The following is a 15,294-nucleotide window of genomic DNA, read 5'->3' on the forward strand; positions in this document are numbered from 1 at the left end:
CGGTTGCCTCGCGGGGAGCGTTGTCGTGTGCGGGGGCGTGGGGGCTGGTCGCGCCCGCGCGGCGGAGCCGCAAATCGATACAGCCCCGCGCCCCCGGGTGAGTCAGCTCGTCCGGCGGACCAGGTAAGCCGTTCCCCTTTCCGCCGGTTCCTCGCCCAGGTACTCCTGGCCGCGCATCTCGCACCACGCCGGGATGTCCAGGCGGGCCGCCTCGTCGTCGGAGAGGACGCGGACCGTGCCGCCGACGGGGACGTCGCCGATGACCTTGGCCAGTTCGATCACCGGAATGGGGCAGCGCCGGCCCAGCGCGTCCACGACCAGGTCGCCCCCGGTCCGCGGGGCGGCCTCCGTGGCCGCCGGCGCCCCCAGCTTCTCGCGCACCGCGGCCACCGTGCCGGGCAGCACCTCCAGGAACCGCTCGATGTCCTCCGCCGCCGTCCCCGGCGGCAGCGACACCCGGACGTTGCCCTCGCTGAGCACCCCCATGGCCTTCAGGACGTGGCTGGGCGTCAGCGTGCTGCTCGTGCAGGACGACCCGGAGGACACGGAGAAACCGGCGCGGTCCAGCTCGTGCAGCAGGGTCTCCCCGTCGACATAGAGACACGAGAAGGTGACGATCCCGGGCAGCCGCCGCGAGGGATCGCCGACCACCTCCACGTCCGGCACCAGCTCCGGCACCCGGGACCGGATGCGCTCCGTCAGTTCCCGCAGCCGGGCCGCCTCCGCCGCCGCCTCGGCCCGCACCGCCCGCAGCGACGCCGCCGCGGCCACGATCGCCGGCAGGTTCTCGAACCCGGGCGCCCGTCCCGACTCCCGCTCGTCCCCGGGCCCTTGCGGCGCGTACCGGACCCCCTTGCGTACGACGAGCAGCCCGACCCCCGAAGGCCCGCCCCACTTGTGCGCGCTGGCCGTGAGCAGCGACCAGCCGCCCTCGACCCGGCCCCAGCCCAGCGACTGGGCCGCGTCCACCAGCAGCGGCACGCCCGCCGTCCGGCAGGCCTCCGCCACCTCCGCCACCGGCTGCTCGGTGCCCACCTCGTGGTTGGCCGACTGGAGACAGGCCAGCGCCGTGTCCTCGCGCAGGGCGGCCGCGTACGCCGCCGGGTCCACCGCGCCCGTCCGGTCCACGGGCACCTGCGTGACACTCCCGCCGCCGCCGGCCGCCTCGTGCGCCTCGGCCGCATGCAGTACGGAGGAGTGTTCGACCGCTGACACGATCAGGTGGCGCCCGACGCGCCGACGCCCGGCCAGCGCCCCCGCCACCCCTGAATGCACCGCTCGCGTCCCCGAAGGAGTGAACACCAACTCGTCCGCCCGGCACCCCACGGCCTCGGCCGCCGCCTCCCGAGCGGCGTCCAGCAGCAACCGCGCCCGGCGCCCCTCGCGGTACAACCGAGCAGGATCGGCCCACCCCTCGTCCAGAGACGCCAACAGCGCCTGCCGGGCAACGGGATGAAGGGGAGCGGCGGAAGCAGCATCGAAGTAGGCCACACGGCAACGCTAGAACGCCGGGGACCGAAGCGCCCCATCAGGGGCGCGGGGAACGGCGCGACAAGCCACGACGCATCGTCAGCCGCCCACGAAACCGCACCTCCCCGCCCCATAGGCGCCCCCGTCCCACCCTTTCTGGGTGACCCCCGGCGCGTATGCCACCCTCCCCGCGACCCCCCGGAGGGCGTCGGCTAGGGTTTGGTCCGCATAAACATCAAACCCCTGCCCGACGCAGGGCGGCGACCGACCAGCGAGAAGGCAGGCCGCAGCCAACCGCGCGGGCGAGACTCTCGGGAAGGCGCTACGTGAGTCCCAACGGCTCCGACCGCTCGCCGCGGCGCCCGATGCGGCGGAAGCTGCTGCAGGCACTGACCGCGGGCCTGGTCCTGGCGACCGCCACCGGTTGCACATACGAGGACTTCCCCCGCCTCGGCATGCCCACCCCCACCACGGAAGAGGCTCCGCGGATCCTCTCCCTGTGGCAGGGCTCATGGGCAGCCGCGCTGGCCACCGGCGTGCTGGTGTGGGGCCTGATCCTGTGGAGTGTCTTCTTCCACCGGCGCAGCCGCACCAAGGTCGAGGTCCCTCCGCAGACCAGGTACAACCTGCCCATCGAGGCGCTGTACACCATGGTTCCGCTCGTCATCGTCTCGGTGCTGTTCTACTTCACCGCGCGCGACGAGTCCGATCTCATGAGCCTCAACAAGAAGCCCGACCTCACGGTCAACGTGGTCGGCTTCCAGTGGAGCTGGTGCTTCAACCACATCGAGGACGTCCCGGGCTCCACCGGCGACGCCAAGACCTCCAAGGAACTGGCCGGCATCCCGGACCGGTTCATCGAGGACTTCCCGGCCAACGCGGGCGGTGTCTACGACTGCGGTACCCCCGGCGCGGAGAACCCGCAGACCGGCAACCCCGGCCCGACCCTCTGGCTCCCCAAGGGCAAGACGGTCCGCTTCGTCCTGACCTCGCGTGACGTCATCCACTCCTTCTGGGTGGTGCCGTTCCTCATGAAGCAGGACGTGATTCCGGGCCACACCAACGCCTTCGAGGTGACCCCCAACAAGGAGGGGACCTTCCTGGGCAAGTGCGCCGAACTGTGCGGCGTGGACCACTCCCGGATGCTGTTCAACGTCAAGGTCGTCTCCCCGGAGCGCTACGAGCAGCACCTCCAGGACCTCGCGAAGAAGGGGCAGACCGGTTACGTTCCCGCGGGCATCGCTCAGACGAGCCACGAGAAGAACCGGGAGACGAACAACCTGTGAGCATCCTCAACGAACCCCAGGGTGCCTCGGCAGCGGAGGACTCGTACGAGAACGAGCTGCCGGTACGGCGCAAGCAGCCCGGCAACGTGGTGATCAAGTGGCTCACGACCACTGACCACAAGACCATCGGCACGATGTACCTGGTGACGTCGTTCGCGTTCTTCGTGATCGGCGGCGTGATGGCGCTCTTCATGCGCGCCGAGCTGGCTCGACCCGGTCTCCAGATCATGTCGAACGAGCAGTTCAACCAGGCGTTCACGATGCACGGCACGATCATGCTGCTGATGTTCGCGACGCCGCTGTTCGCGGGCTTCGCGAACTGGATCATGCCGTTGCAGATCGGCGCGCCGGACGTGGCGTTCCCCCGGCTGAACATGTTCGCCTACTGGCTGTACCTGTTCGGCTCGACCATCGCGGTGGGCGGGTTCCTGACCCCGCAGGGCGCGGCCGACTTCGGCTGGTTCGCCTACTCGCCGCTGTCCGACGCGGTGCACTCGCCCGGTATCGGCGGTGACCTGTGGATCATGGGTCTGGCCTTCTCCGGCTTCGGCACCATCCTCGGCTCGGTCAACTTCATCACCACGATCATCTGCATGCGCACGCCGGGCATGACCATGTTCCGCATGCCGATCTTCACCTGGAACGTGCTGCTGACCGGTGTGCTGGTCCTGCTGGCCTTCCCGGTGCTGGCCGCGGCCCTGTTCGCGCTGGAGGCCGACCGCAAGTTCGGTGCCCACATCTTCGACTCGTCCAACGGCGGGGCGTTGTTGTGGCAGCACTTGTTCTGGTTCTTCGGGCATCCAGAGGTGTACATCATCGCGCTGCCGTTCTTCGGCATCGTCAGTGAGATCATCCCGGTCTTCTCCCGCAAGCCGATCTTCGGCTACATGGGTCTGATCGGCGCGACGATCGCGATCGCGGGTCTGTCGGTGACGGTGTGGGCGCACCACATGTACGTCACGGGCGGCGTGCTGCTGCCGTTCTTCTCCTTCATGACCTTCCTGATCGCGGTCCCGACCGGTGTGAAGTTCTTCAACTGGATCGGCACCATGTGGAAGGGCTCGCTGTCCTTCGAGACACCGATGCTCTGGTCCACCGGCTTCCTGATCACCTTCCTGTTCGGTGGTCTGACCGGTGTCATCCTCGCCTCGCCGCCGCTGGACTTCCACGTGTCCGACTCGTACTTCGTGGTGGCGCACTTCCACTACGTGGTGTTCGGCACCGTGGTGTTCGCGATGTTCGCCGGCTTCCACTTCTGGTGGCCGAAGTTCACCGGCAAGATGCTGGACGAGCGGCTGGGCAAGATCACCTTCTGGACGCTGTTCGTCGGCTTCCACGGCACCTTCCTGGTCCAGCACTGGCTGGGCGCCGAGGGCATGCCGCGCCGCTACGCCGACTACCTGGCGGCGGACGGCTTCACCGCCCTGAACACGATCTCGACGATCAGCTCGTTCCTGCTCGGCATGTCGATGCTGCCGTTCTTCTACAACATCTGGAAGACGGCCAAGTACGGCAAGAAGATCGAGGTGGACGACCCGTGGGGCTACGGCCGTTCGCTGGAGTGGGCGACCTCCTGCCCGCCGCCGCGGCACAACTTCCTCACGCTGCCGCGCATCCGCAGTGAATCCCCGGCCTTCGACCTGCACCACCCCGAGATCTCCGCGATCGACCAGCTGGAGAACGTCGGCCACGGTGAGAAGGCCCTCGCCGGCGGCAAGGAGGCCGGGAAGTGAAGATCCAGGGCAAGATGTTCATCTGGTTGAGCGTCTTCATCCTCGCCGTGGCGGTTGTCTACGGCTACTGGTCCAAGGAGCCGGCCGGCACCACGGCCCTCTTCCTGGCCTTCGGCCTGGCCATCATGATCGGCTTCTACCTCGCCTTCACGGCGCGGCGGGTCGACGTGGGCGCGCAGGACAACATGGAGGCGGACGTCGCGGACGACGCCGGCGAGGTCGGGTTCTTCAGCCCGCACAGCTGGCAGCCGCTGTCCCTCGCCCTCGGCGGCGCCCTCGCCTTCCTGGGCGTGGCCGTCGGCTGGTGGATCATGTACTTCTCGGCACCGATCCTCCTGGTCGGCCTGTTCGGCTGGGTCTTCGAGTACTACCGCGGTGAGAACCGCACCCAGTAGCACGCGTCGAGCACGAAGGGGCCCGGACACTCCGTCAGGAGCGTCCGGGCCCCTTCGTCTGCCGTACCGTCCCTCACTCTTCCGGCTTACCCACCGTGCCGCCGTTGACGTCTCTCCCTAGCGTGAGGCCATGAGCATCACGGTTCACTTCCAGGCGCGGGGGCGTACGGTCGTCGGCTGCACCCTGCTGGTGATCGCCCTCGGCGCGAGCGGCACCGCCTGCCTCGGCGACGACGCCAACCCGCTGTCCGCCACGCCCTACGACGCGGCCGGCCAGATCTCCTTCAACGGCCCCACGGACGCCGGGAAGAAGGCCGACCCGGACAAACCCCTGGAGGTGGTCGCCGAGGGCGCGGACGGGCGCATCACGGACGTCACGGCCATGGACGCGGCCGGACGCCACGTCGCGGGCGAGCTGTCCGCCGACGGCGCACGCTGGCACAGCACCTCGCCGCTGGCGGCCAACGCCAGCTACACGGTGCGCGTCAGCACCGAGGACGGGGACGGCGCGCCCGGCCGCAAGGTGCTCACCTTCGAGACCGGCAAGCCCGGCGCGAAGAAGACCCTGGACGTCGCCTTCGGGCCCAAGGCGGGCGCGTACGGCGTCGGTCAGCCCATCACGGCGGAACTGAGCCAGCCGGTCCGGGACCCGGCGCAGCGGGCCATAGTGGAGCGCGCCCTGAAGGTCGACTCCACCCCCGCGGTGCAGGGCGCCTGGTACTGGGTGGACGACAAGAAGCTCCACTACCGGCCGCAGGAGTACTGGCCCGCCCACGCCACCGTCGAGGTCCGCAGCACCCTCGACGGCATCAAGATCGGCGACCGGATGTGGGGCGGCAGGGCGAAGCCTCTGAAGATCACCACCGACGACCGCGTCGTGGCCGTCACCGACGCAGCCGCGCACACGCTGACGGTCTTCAAGGACGGTGAGGAGATCCGGCAGATCCCGGTCACCACCGGCAAGCCCGGCTTCGAGACCCGCAACGGCGTCAAGGTCGTCCTCGGCAAGGAATCCTTCGTACGCATGCGCAGCAGCACCGTCGGCATCGCCGAGGGCTCCTCGGAGTCGTACGATCTGCCGGTCTACTGGGCCACCCGGGTGACCTGGAGCGGCGAGTACGTGCACGCCGCCCCCTGGTCCGTCGGCTCCCAGGGCATCGCCAACGTCAGCCACGGCTGCGTCGGCATGAGCACCGACAGCGCCGAGTGGTTCTTCGAGACCGTCCAGGAGGGCGACCTCGTCGAGGTCGTCAACTCCGGCGGCGAGACGATGGAACCCTTCGGCAACGGCTTCGGCGACTGGAACATGGACTGGACGAAGTGGCGCACCGGCAGCGCCCTCACGGGCGGCACCGGTGCTTCGAACAACCAGGACACGGCACGTCTACGCCCAACGGCTGTGTGAGGCTCTGAGGGGCGCGGGGAACTGCGCGACAAGCCACGACGGCGCGGCATTCGCCACAAGGACCCGCACCCCCGAGTTGAAGCGCCCCTAGACGCCCTGCAGCCTCTTCTCCCGCAGCAAAGCGGCCAGCGCGGACGCGAACTCCACCGGCTCCACCGGCGACGTCACCGCCGCCTCCGCCCGGCTCCAGGTCGCCAGCCACGCGTCCTGCGGCCGGGCGATCAGCAGCAGCACCGGCGGGCACTGGAAGACCTCGTCCTTGATCTGGCGGCACATGCCCATGCCGCCCATGGGCACGGCCTCACCGTCCAGGACGCAGACGTCGATCCCGCCCTTGTCCAGCTCCTTGAGCACGGCGGCCGGGGTGGCGCACTCCACGAACTCGACCACGGGCACGTCCGGAGCCGGCCGGCGGCCGGTCGCGAGCCGCACCTGTTCGCGGGTGTTGGAGTCGTCGCTGTAGACCAGCACCGTGGCGGTCGCCTGCATGCTTCCTCCGATACGCGGTGAGACCGGTGAAGGCTGTCGTAGCCCGTTGGGGCGGATGCTACTCCCTCGAACGTCCCGTCAGCACGGGTTCGGGCAGGGCTTCGACGGGCCGTTCGATGGGCCATCCGGGCCGTACAAGCAGGGGGAACACACCGAACGGCACCCCCCGGGGTGAGGGCGGGATAAGCGACCGACATAATGTCGGTCGTGGCGACAGCAACGACAGTAGAAACCGGGCACGCGCACCCGTCGGTCAACCGGCCGAACCTCACCAGCGTCGGAACCATCATCTGGTTGAGTTCCGAGCTGATGTTCTTCGCGGCCCTCTTCGCGATGTACTTCACCCTGCGATCGGTGACGGGCCCGGACTTCTGGTCCGAGAAGGCCGACGCGCTGAACATCCCGTTCTCCGCGACGAACACCACGATCCTGGTGCTCTCCTCCCTCACCTGCCAGCTCGGCGTGTTCGCCGCCGAGCGCGGGGACGTGAAGAAGCTCCGGATGTGGTTCATCGTCACCTTCGTGATGGGTGCGATCTTCATCGGCGGTCAGGTGTTCGAGTACACCGAGCTGGTCAAGCACGAGGGCATCTCGCTCTCGTCGGACCCGTACGGCTCGGCGTTCTACCTGACCACCGGCTTCCACGGACTGCACGTGACGGGCGGACTGATCGCCTTCCTGCTGGTCCTCGGCCGCACCTACGCGGCCCGGAGGTTCACCCACGAGCAGGCGACCGCCGCCATCGTCGTGTCCTACTACTGGCACTTCGTCGATGTGGTCTGGATCGGCCTGTTCGCCACGATCTACCTGATCAAGTAGTCGCGGCGCGCACCCGCGCAACACCAGAAGCATCGACAGCATCGACGCAGAAGATCCTGACACCGGGGTAATCCGTGAAAAAGCTCTCCGCACGACGACGCCATCCGCTGGCGGCCCTCGTCGTCCTACTCCTCGCGCTGGCATGCACAGGGGGGCTGTACGCCGCGTTCGCACCCGCGAGCAAGGCGCAGGCCGATGAATCCGCCCAGTCCCTCGCCATCGACGAGGGCAAGAAGCTCTACGCCGTCGGCTGTGCCAGTTGCCACGGCACCGGAGGGCAGGGCACCACCGACGGTCCGAGCCTGGTCGGCGTGGGCGCCGCGGCCGTCGACTTCCAGGTGGGTACCGGCCGTATGCCGGCCCAGCAGCCCGGCGCGCAGGTCCCGAAGAAGAAGGTCATCTACTCCCAGGCGGAGATCGACCAGCTCGCGGCGTACATCGCCTCGCTGGGTGCCGGTCCGGCCATCCCCTCGGAGGAGAAGTACGGCCCCGAGGGCGCGGACATCGCCAAGGGCGGTGAGCTGTTCCGCACCAACTGCGCGCAGTGCCACAACTTCACCGGCAAGGGCGGCGCCCTGACGCACGGCAAGTACGCGCCGAGCCTCGAGGGTGTCGACCCGAAGCACATCTACGAGGCCATGCAGACCGGCCCGCAGAACATGCCCTCCTTCCCCGACACCACGCTGTCGGAGCAGAACAAGAAGGACATCATCGCCTACCTGGACGCGGTCAACGGTGACGACACCGAGAGCCCCGGTGGTCTCAGCCTCGGCGGACTCGGCCCGGTCAGTGAGGGTCTGTTCGCCTGGGTGTTCGGACTGGGCGCGCTGATCGCCGTCGCCGTCTGGGTCGCCGCTCGGACCGCAAAGGCCAAGAAGTCATGAGTAGCCAAGACATTCCAGAAGAGAAGCTCCCGGCAGAGCAGGACCGCCCGCACGGCGCGGCCGCCCGGCCCGCGGACGAGACCAACCCGTTCGCCGACCCGGGTCTGCCGCCCCACGAGCCGCGGATCCAGGACGTCGACGAGCGGGCCGCCAAGCGGTCCGAGCGCACGGTCGCCCTGCTGTTCACGCTGTCGATGCTGGCCACCGTCGCCTTCATCGCCGCCTTCGTGGCGATCGACGTCGACAAGTCGGTCTACATCTTCCCGCTCGGGCACATCAGTGCGCTGAACTTCGCGCTCGGCATGACGCTCGGCGTCGCGCTGTTCGCCATCGGCGCCGGCGCGGTCCACTGGGCCCGCACCCTGATGTCCGACGAGGAGATCGCCGACGAGCGGCACCCGATCTCGGCGTCCCCCGAGGTCCGGGCCAAGGTCCACGCGGACTTCAAGCAGGGCGCCAAGGAGTCCGTGATCGGGCGCCGCAAGCTGATCCGCAACACGATGCTGGGCGCGCTCACCCTGGTGCCGCTCTCCGGCGTCGTCCTGCTGCGCGACCTCGGTCCGCTGCCCGGGACCAAGCTCCGCCACACCCTGTGGTCCAAGGGCAAGCTCCTCGTCAACATGAACACCAACGAGCCGCTGCGTCCCTCCGACGTCGCGGTGGGCTCGCTCACCTTCGCCATGCCCGAGGGCCTGGAGGAGCACGACGAGGACTTCCAGAACGAGATCGCCAAGGCCGCCCTGATGATCATCCGGCTGGAGCCGGAGTCCATCAAGGACAAGCGCGAACTCGAGTGGTCGCACGAGGGCATCGTGGCGTACTCGAAGATCTGCACCCACGTCGGTTGCCCGATCTCCCTGTACGAGCAGCAGACGCACCACGCGCTCTGCCCCTGCCACCAGTCCACCTTCGACCTTGCCGACGGTGCCCGGGTCATCTTCGGTCCCGCCGGTCACGCCCTGCCGCAGCTGCGCATCGGCGTGAACGACGAGGGTTACCTCGAAGCGCTCGGCGACTTCGAAGAGCCCGTCGGTCCTGCTTACTGGGAGCGCGGATGAGTACTGCAGACAACGAAGCGTCCCGCTCGCGCGGGAAGGCACCGGCCGGCGAGCGCGTCGCCGACTGGGCCGACGGCCGGCTGGGGATCTACTCCCTGGCCAAGGCCAACATGCGCAAGATCTTCCCCGACCACTGGTCGTTCATGCTGGGTGAGGTCTGCCTCTACAGCTTCATCATCATCATCCTCACGGGTGTGTACCTGACGCTGTTCTTCCACCCGTCGATGGCCGAGGTCGAGTACCACGGCTCGTACGTGCCGCTGCAAGGCCAGATGATGAGTGAGGCCTACGCCTCCACTCTGGACATCAGCTTCGACGTCCGCGGCGGTCTGCTGATCCGGCAGATCCACCACTGGGCCGCGCTGATCTTCCTGGCCGGCATGTTCGTGCACATGATGCGCGTCTTCTTCACCGGCGCGTTCCGCAAGCCGCGCGAGGTCAACTGGCTGTTCGGCTTCCTGCTGCTCGTCCTCGGCATGTTCACCGGCTTCACCGGTTACTCGCTCCCGGACGACCTGCTCTCGGGCACCGGTATCCGCTTCATGGAGGGCGCGATCCTGTCCGTGCCGATCGTCGGCACGTACATCTCGTTCTTCCTCTTCGGCGGCGAGTTCCCCGGCCACGACTTCGTGTCCCGGTTCTACTCGATCCACATCCTGCTGCTGCCGGGCATCATGCTCGGGCTGCTGGTGGGCCACCTGATCCTGGTCTTCTACCACAAGCACACGCAGTTCGCGGGTCCCGGCAAGACCAACAAGAACGTCGTCGGCATGCCGCTGCTGCCGGTGTACACGGCGAAGGCCGGAGGCTTCTTCTTCCTGGTCTTCGGTGTGATCTCCGTGGTGTCGGCCATCGCCACGATCAACCCGATCTGGGCCATCGGCCCCTACCGGCCGGACCAGGTCTCCACCGGCGCCCAGCCGGACTGGTACATGGGCTTCTCCGAGGGCCTGATCCGGGTGATGCCCGGCTGGGAGATCAACTTCTGGGGCCACACACTCGTCCTGGGCGTGTTCATCCCGCTGCTGATCTTCCCGCTGGTCCTGGCGGCGATCGCGGTCTACCCGTTCATCGAGTCCTGGGTCACCGGCGACAAGCGCGAGCACCACATCCTGGACCGCCCGCGCAACGCCCCGACCCGTACGGCCTTCGGTGTCGCCTGGCTGACCGTCTACTTCGTGCTGCTGATCGGTGGCGGCAACGACCTGTGGGCCACGCACTTCCACCTGTCGATCAACGCGATCACCTGGTTCGTCCGCGTCGCGTTCTTCGTCGGCCCGGTCGTCGCCTTCATCGCCACCAAGCGGATCTGCCTCGGCCTCCAGCGCCGGGACAAGGAGAAGGTGCTGCACGGACGCGAGTCCGGCATCATCAAGCGCCTGCCGCACGGTGAGTTCATCGAGGTGCACGAGCCGCTCAGCCAGGAGCAGCTGCACACGCTCACGGCGCACGAGCAGTACAAGCCGGCCGAGATCGGCCCGACGGTCGACGAGAACGGCGTCGAGCGCAAGGTGCGCGGCACGCAGAAGCTCCGTGCCAAGCTCAGCGAGTCGTACTACGGCGAGGAGTCGCAGATTCCGAAGCCGACCGTCGAGGAGTACAAGGAGATCACGAGCGGCCACGGCCACCACTGACCCTCCAGCGTCGCCACACCACGGTCGAAGGGCCCCGTTCCGGTCTGCGGACGGGGCCCTTCGCCGTGCCCGCGGCTGGATAGGGTGGGAGCACGATCCCCGTCGACGACACACACGATTCAGGAGCGGCTATGAGCGCTGTGACCCCCGCTGGAGGCGACACCACGGCGGACCGCTCCTGGCCCGCCCTGCTGAACAAACTGCTGGACGGCCGCGACCTGAGCGCGGACGACACCGCCTGGGCGCTGGACGTGATCATGCGCGGCGAGGCGACCGACGCGCAGATCGCCGCCTTCGCGGTGGGTCTGCGGTTCAAGGGCGAGACGGTCGAGGAGATCTCCGGGCTGGTCCGCACCATGTACGAGCACGCCAACGTGATCGAGGTGCCGGGGGAGACCGTCGACATCGTCGGCACCGGCGGCGACGGCGCCAAGACCGTCAACATCTCCACCATGTCCGCGATCGTCGTGGCCGGCACGGGCGCCAAGGTCGTCAAGCACGGCAACCGGGCCGCCTCCTCGGCGTCCGGGGCCTCCGACGTCCTGGAGAAGCTCGGCGTCAATCTGGAGCTGACGCCGAAGCGGGTGGCGGAGGTCGCCGAGGAAGCCGGCATCACCTTCTGCTTCGCCGTGAAGTTCCACCCGGCGCTGCGCCATGTGGCGGCGGCCCGCGGTCAGCTCGGCATCCGCACGGTGTTCAACTTCCTGGGCCCGCTGACCAACCCCGCCCGGGTGAAGGCCCAGGCGATCGGGGTGGCGCACGCCCGGATGGCGCCGATCATCGCCGGTGTCTTCGCCGAGCGCGGCCACTCGTCGCTGGTCTTCCGCGGCGACGACGGTCTCGACGAGCTGACCACCACCGCCACGTCCCGGGTGTGGACGGTGCGCGACGGCCGGGTCACCGAAGAGACCTTCGACCCGCGGGACGTCGGCCTCGAGCTGGTGCCGGTCGAGGCGCTGCGCGGCGCCGACGCCTCCTACAACGCAGACGTCGCCCGCCGCCTGCTGGCCGGCGAGACCGGCCCGGTGCGGGACGCCGTCCTGCTGAACTCGGCCGCGGCCCTGGTGGCCCTGAACCCCGGCGCGGAGCCCCTGGCGGCGCAGCTGCGGGCCGGCATGGACCGGGCGGCCGAGGCGATCGACTCCGGGGCGGCCCGGCGGGTGCTGGAGCGCTGGGTGGCCGTCAGCAACGGCTGAGCGGCAGTACGGCCGTACCTGTGACGTGCGTCCCGCGATCCGGACCCGGGTTGCGGGACGCCGATCTTTTCCCCTAGGTTTTTCGACAGGTCATGAGTGACAGTCATGAGGCCCCGGCCGACTGTCCGGCAACCCTCCGTCCGTGGCGGGGTGCCCCGGGTGAAGACCAGGTCGTGGACAGCAAGGTCCACGGCAAGCGCGGACCCCTCGCGGAACCAGGGGTCCTGGGTCGTCCGAGGGAGTCTTCCGTGAACCAGCGAATGCGATAGGGCCGCAGAGCCCCGCCTCCGCACGCACCCTTCTTCTCTTCACTTTCACAGCGCCCCGCCGCGCGCTGGTCCTCACGGGAGTCCGCCATGTCCGTACCCACCGCTGTCGCCACCCCGCTGCCCGTCCTCGGCCGGGACGTCACCGTGCCGCTCGTCACCGGCGGGGAGGTCACCTACGCCGCGCTCGACTACGCCGCCAGCGCGCCCGCGCTCCAGCGGGTCTGGGACGACGTGGCCGCCTACGCCCCGTACTACGGCAGCGTGCACCGGGGCGCCGGGTACCTCTCGCAGTTGTCGACCGACCTGTTCGAGAACGCCCGCAAGGCCGTCGCCGAGTTCCTCGGCTGCCGGGACGAGGACCAGGTGGTCTTCACCCGGTCCACCACCGACTCCCTGAACCTGCTCGCCGCCGCGCTGCCCGCCGGCTGCCGGGTCTTCGTCTTCGAGACCGAGCACCATGCCTCGCTGCTGCCCTGGCGGGACGCCGACGTGACCTACCTCGACGCCCCGCGCACGCCCGCGCAGGCCGTCGAGACCCTGGAGCGGGCCCTCGCCGCCCGCGAGCCGTACGGGCCCGCCCTGGTCTGCGTCACCGGCGCCTCCAACGTCACCGGTGAGCTGTGGCCGGTGCGGGAACTGGCCGCCGCCGCCCACGCGCACGGCGCCCGGATCGTGCTGGACGCCGCCCAGCTCGCCCCGCACCACCCGGTGAGCGTGCGCGACCTGGACGTCGACTGGGTCGCCTTCTCCGGGCACAAGCTGTACGCGCCCTTCGGCTCCGGCGTGCTCGCCGGGCGGGCCGACTGGCTGCGCGAGGCCGAGCCGTACCTGGCCGGCGGCGGCGCCAGCCGCAGCGTCTCCCGGCGCGCGGACGGCGGCGTGGACGTGCGGTGGCACGACAGCGCCGCACGGCACGAGGCCGGGTCGCCCAACGTCATCGGCGCCTATGCGATCGCCTCCGCCTGCAAGGCGCTCACCGAGGCCGGGTTCGACTCGCTGGTCGCCCGCGAGGAGTACCTGATCCGGAAGGTGCGCGAGGGCCTCGCCGAGGTGCCCGAGGTGCGCGTCCTGTCCCTCTTCGGGGACGACGCGCCGCGCGTCGGGGTGCTGTCCTTCGTCGTCGAGGGCTGGAACAGCTCGCACTTCGCCGCCGCGCTCTCCGCCGAGTACGGCATCGGCGTGCGCGACGGCCTGTTCTGCGCCCACCCGCTGCTGCGCACCCTGCTCGGCAGCGACCCGCAGGCGCAGGGCGAGTGCGGGGCGCCCGAGGCGTCGCCCGGCGAGAAGTCCCTCAACGCCATCCGCGTCAGCTTCGGCGCGGGCACCCCCGACGAGCACGTCGAGCGGTTCGTGGGCGCCGTCCGGGAACTGGTGAGCGACGGCGCCCGCTGGAACTACCGCACCGAGGACGGGCGCTGCGTGCCCGACACCACCTCCGCCGCTCCCGCCGCCACGGCGGGTACCGGCGCCTGAGCCGCCCGGCCCGGCAGCCGCGACCCCAGCACCACCATCCGCAGCGCCCGCTCCGTGGCGTCCGTGAGGAGTTCGGAGGCGCGCAGCAGCGCGTCCGCCAGGGCCATCGGCGCCGGCATGATCCCGTGGCAGGCGTCCACCCCCGGCACCTCGTGTGCGCCCTCGCCGAGGGTGCCGGCCAGGGCGAGGACGGGCCGGCCGGAGAGCTTGGCGCGGCGGGCCACCTCGGCCGGGACCTTGCCGCGCGGCGTCTGGTGGTCCAGGGCGCCCTCGGCGGTGAGGACCAGGTCGGCGCGGGCGAGGCGGGCGTCCAGGTCGACATGGTCGAGGAGCACGTCGAAGCGGGGCAGCAGCCGCGCGCCGACGGCGGCGAGCCCCGCGCCGAGACCGCCGGAGGCGCCGGTGCCCGGGCCCGTCCGCAGGTCGGTGCCGACGGTGCCGAGGTCGCGGGTGAGGACGCGCGCCCAGTTCTCCAGCCCGGCCGACAACTCCTCGACCTGCGCGGGCGTCGCCCCCTTCTGCGGTCCGAACACCCGGGCCACGCCCCGCGGTCCGCACAGCACGTTGTACGGGTTGCAGGCGACGAGCAGCTCGGTGTCCTTCAGCCGGGCGTCCAGCCCCGACGCGTCGATGCGGACCAGGCGGTTCAGCTCCCGTCCGCCGGGGCCCAGTTCGAAGCCGTCCGCGTCCAGCAGCCGGGCCCCGAGCGCCTGGAGCGCGCCCGCGCCCCCGTCGGAGGTGCCCGAGTCGCCGCAGCCGACCAGGACGCGCCGCACCCCGGTGTCGAGCGCGGCGCGGAGCAGCTCGCCGACGCCGTACGTGGTGGTGACGCCCGGGTCGCGCAGGGCGCGGGGCACCAGGGACAGGCCGGCCACGGCCGCCATCTCCACCACCGCCGTGTCCCGGGCGCCGAGCAGGGCGAAGTGGGTGCCGATCCGGTCGCCGACCGGACCGGTGGCGGCGAGCGCGACCAGCCGTCCGCCGGTCGCCGACGCCAGCGCGACGGCGGTGCCCTCGCCGCCGTCGACCAGGGGGATCCGGTCGATCTCGGCGTCCGGCAGCACCCGGCGGACGCCCGCCGCGATGGCGTCGGCGGCGGCCTGGGCGGACAGGGACTCCTTGAAGCCGCTGGGGGCGACGACGACACGGTTGAGTACACAGGACGGAGAAGACACGGACGGCT

The 15,294-nt window shown here is 70.0% G+C and carries 13 protein-coding genes and 1 riboswitch; of the genes, 10 read left to right on the plus strand and 3 right to left on the minus strand.

Annotation, left to right across the window (positions count from 1 at the left end; all coding sequences use genetic code 11):
- Nucleotides 1–102 precede the first annotated feature (102 nt).
- Nucleotides 103–1,491 carry a cysteine desulfurase/sulfurtransferase TusA family protein gene (locus tag B9W62_RS28200; protein WP_087809782.1) on the minus strand — a complete coding sequence of 463 codons (1,389 nt, stop codon included), beginning with the start codon at nucleotides 1,489–1,491 and terminating at the stop codon, nucleotides 103–105.
- A gap of 305 nt (nucleotides 1,492–1,796) precedes the next feature.
- On the opposite strand from B9W62_RS28200, the gene coxB reads away from it, so the two are divergent.
- From coxB to B9W62_RS28220, 4 genes are all read left to right on the plus strand, one after another.
- Entirely contained in the window at nucleotides 1,797–2,756 is a 960-nt protein-coding gene (gene coxB, locus B9W62_RS28205) for an aa3-type cytochrome oxidase subunit II (protein WP_087809783.1), read from the plus strand.
- The gene (gene ctaD / locus B9W62_RS28210; protein ID WP_087809784.1) at nucleotides 2,753–4,489 is read left to right on the plus strand and encodes an aa3-type cytochrome oxidase subunit I; all 1,737 of its coding nucleotides are present in this window, start codon (nucleotides 2,753–2,755) and stop codon (nucleotides 4,487–4,489) included. The genes coxB and ctaD overlap by 4 nt, the downstream gene beginning before the upstream one ends.
- The gene (locus tag B9W62_RS28215) at nucleotides 4,486–4,884 is read left to right on the plus strand and encodes a cytochrome c oxidase subunit 4 (protein WP_087809785.1); all 399 of its coding nucleotides are present in this window, start codon (nucleotides 4,486–4,488) and stop codon (nucleotides 4,882–4,884) included. Before ctaD ends, B9W62_RS28215 begins: the two co-directional genes overlap by 4 nt.
- A gap of 130 nt (nucleotides 4,885–5,014) precedes the next feature.
- On the plus strand, nucleotides 5,015–6,289 hold the full coding sequence (locus tag B9W62_RS28220; RefSeq protein ID WP_087809786.1) for a L,D-transpeptidase: 1,275 nt from the start codon (nucleotides 5,015–5,017) through the stop codon (nucleotides 6,287–6,289).
- A gap of 87 nt (nucleotides 6,290–6,376) precedes the next feature.
- Here B9W62_RS28220 and B9W62_RS28225 read toward each other — a convergent pair whose 3' ends face one another.
- The gene (locus tag B9W62_RS28225; RefSeq protein ID WP_087809787.1) at nucleotides 6,377–6,778 is read right to left on the minus strand and encodes a response regulator; all 402 of its coding nucleotides are present in this window, start codon (nucleotides 6,776–6,778) and stop codon (nucleotides 6,377–6,379) included.
- Between the two features lie 198 nt (nucleotides 6,779–6,976).
- On the opposite strand from B9W62_RS28225, the gene B9W62_RS28230 reads away from it, so the two are divergent.
- The 6 genes from B9W62_RS28230 to B9W62_RS28255 all read left to right on the plus strand — a co-directional run bounded on the left by B9W62_RS28230 (nucleotide 6,977) and on the right by B9W62_RS28255 (nucleotide 14,111).
- Nucleotides 6,977–7,597, plus strand: coding sequence for an aa3-type cytochrome oxidase subunit III (locus B9W62_RS28230; RefSeq protein ID WP_003976664.1), 621 nt, complete (start codon nucleotides 6,977–6,979; stop codon nucleotides 7,595–7,597).
- Nucleotides 7,598–7,671: 74 nt separating this feature from the next.
- Nucleotides 7,672–8,481, plus strand: a complete 810-nt coding sequence (locus tag B9W62_RS28235) for a cytochrome bc1 complex diheme cytochrome c subunit (protein WP_087809788.1) — start codon at nucleotides 7,672–7,674, stop codon at nucleotides 8,479–8,481.
- On the plus strand, nucleotides 8,478–9,539 hold the full coding sequence (locus B9W62_RS28240) for a cytochrome bc1 complex Rieske iron-sulfur subunit (protein WP_087809789.1): 1,062 nt from the start codon (nucleotides 8,478–8,480) through the stop codon (nucleotides 9,537–9,539). The genes B9W62_RS28235 and B9W62_RS28240 overlap by 4 nt, the downstream gene beginning before the upstream one ends.
- Nucleotides 9,536–11,173, plus strand: a complete 1,638-nt coding sequence (locus tag B9W62_RS28245; protein ID WP_087809790.1) for a cytochrome bc1 complex cytochrome b subunit — start codon at nucleotides 9,536–9,538, stop codon at nucleotides 11,171–11,173. The genes B9W62_RS28240 and B9W62_RS28245 overlap by 4 nt, the downstream gene beginning before the upstream one ends.
- A 131-nt stretch (nucleotides 11,174–11,304) precedes the next feature.
- The gene (trpD, locus tag B9W62_RS28250) at nucleotides 11,305–12,369 is read left to right on the plus strand and encodes an anthranilate phosphoribosyltransferase (protein ID WP_087809791.1); all 1,065 of its coding nucleotides are present in this window, start codon (nucleotides 11,305–11,307) and stop codon (nucleotides 12,367–12,369) included.
- An 88-nt stretch (nucleotides 12,370–12,457) separates the two neighbouring features.
- A riboswitch (SAM riboswitch) is annotated at nucleotides 12,458–12,574 on the plus strand.
- 151 nt (nucleotides 12,575–12,725) lie between these two features.
- Complete coding sequence (locus B9W62_RS28255) at nucleotides 12,726–14,111, plus strand: aminotransferase class V-fold PLP-dependent enzyme (protein ID WP_087809792.1); 1,386 nt, start codon at nucleotides 12,726–12,728, stop codon at nucleotides 14,109–14,111.
- Here B9W62_RS28255 and B9W62_RS28260 read toward each other — a convergent pair.
- Nucleotides 14,033–15,286, minus strand: coding sequence for a glycerate kinase (locus tag B9W62_RS28260; protein WP_087809793.1), 1,254 nt, complete (start codon nucleotides 15,284–15,286; stop codon nucleotides 14,033–14,035). The two genes, B9W62_RS28255 and B9W62_RS28260, sit on opposite strands and share 79 nt — an antisense overlap.
- Between the last annotated feature and the right edge of the window lie 8 nt (nucleotides 15,287–15,294).

The organism is Streptomyces sp. CS113, from assembly GCF_002188365.1.
Lineage (GTDB): Bacteria > Actinomycetota > Actinomycetes > Streptomycetales > Streptomycetaceae > Streptomyces > Streptomyces tendae.

Bases quoted from the DNA above. Each gene is read 5' to 3' on its own strand.
- B9W62_RS28255 (WP_087809792.1), top strand. From the start codon at position 12,726: ATGTCCGTACCCACCGCTGTCGCCACCCCGCTGCCCGTCCTCGGCCGG.
- B9W62_RS28240 (WP_087809789.1), top strand. From the start codon at position 8,478: ATGAGTAGCCAAGACATTCCAGAAGAGAAGCTCCCGGCAGAGCAGGAC.
- B9W62_RS28245 (WP_087809790.1), top strand. From the start codon at position 9,536: ATGAGTACTGCAGACAACGAAGCGTCCCGCTCGCGCGGGAAGGCACCG.
- B9W62_RS28220 (WP_087809786.1), top strand. From the start codon at position 5,015: ATGAGCATCACGGTTCACTTCCAGGCGCGGGGGCGTACGGTCGTCGGC.
- trpD (WP_087809791.1), top strand. From the start codon at position 11,305: ATGAGCGCTGTGACCCCCGCTGGAGGCGACACCACGGCGGACCGCTCC.
- B9W62_RS28230 (WP_003976664.1), top strand. From the start codon at position 6,977: ATGTCGGTCGTGGCGACAGCAACGACAGTAGAAACCGGGCACGCGCAC.
- B9W62_RS28225 (WP_087809787.1), bottom strand. From the start codon at position 6,778: ATGCAGGCGACCGCCACGGTGCTGGTCTACAGCGACGACTCCAACACC.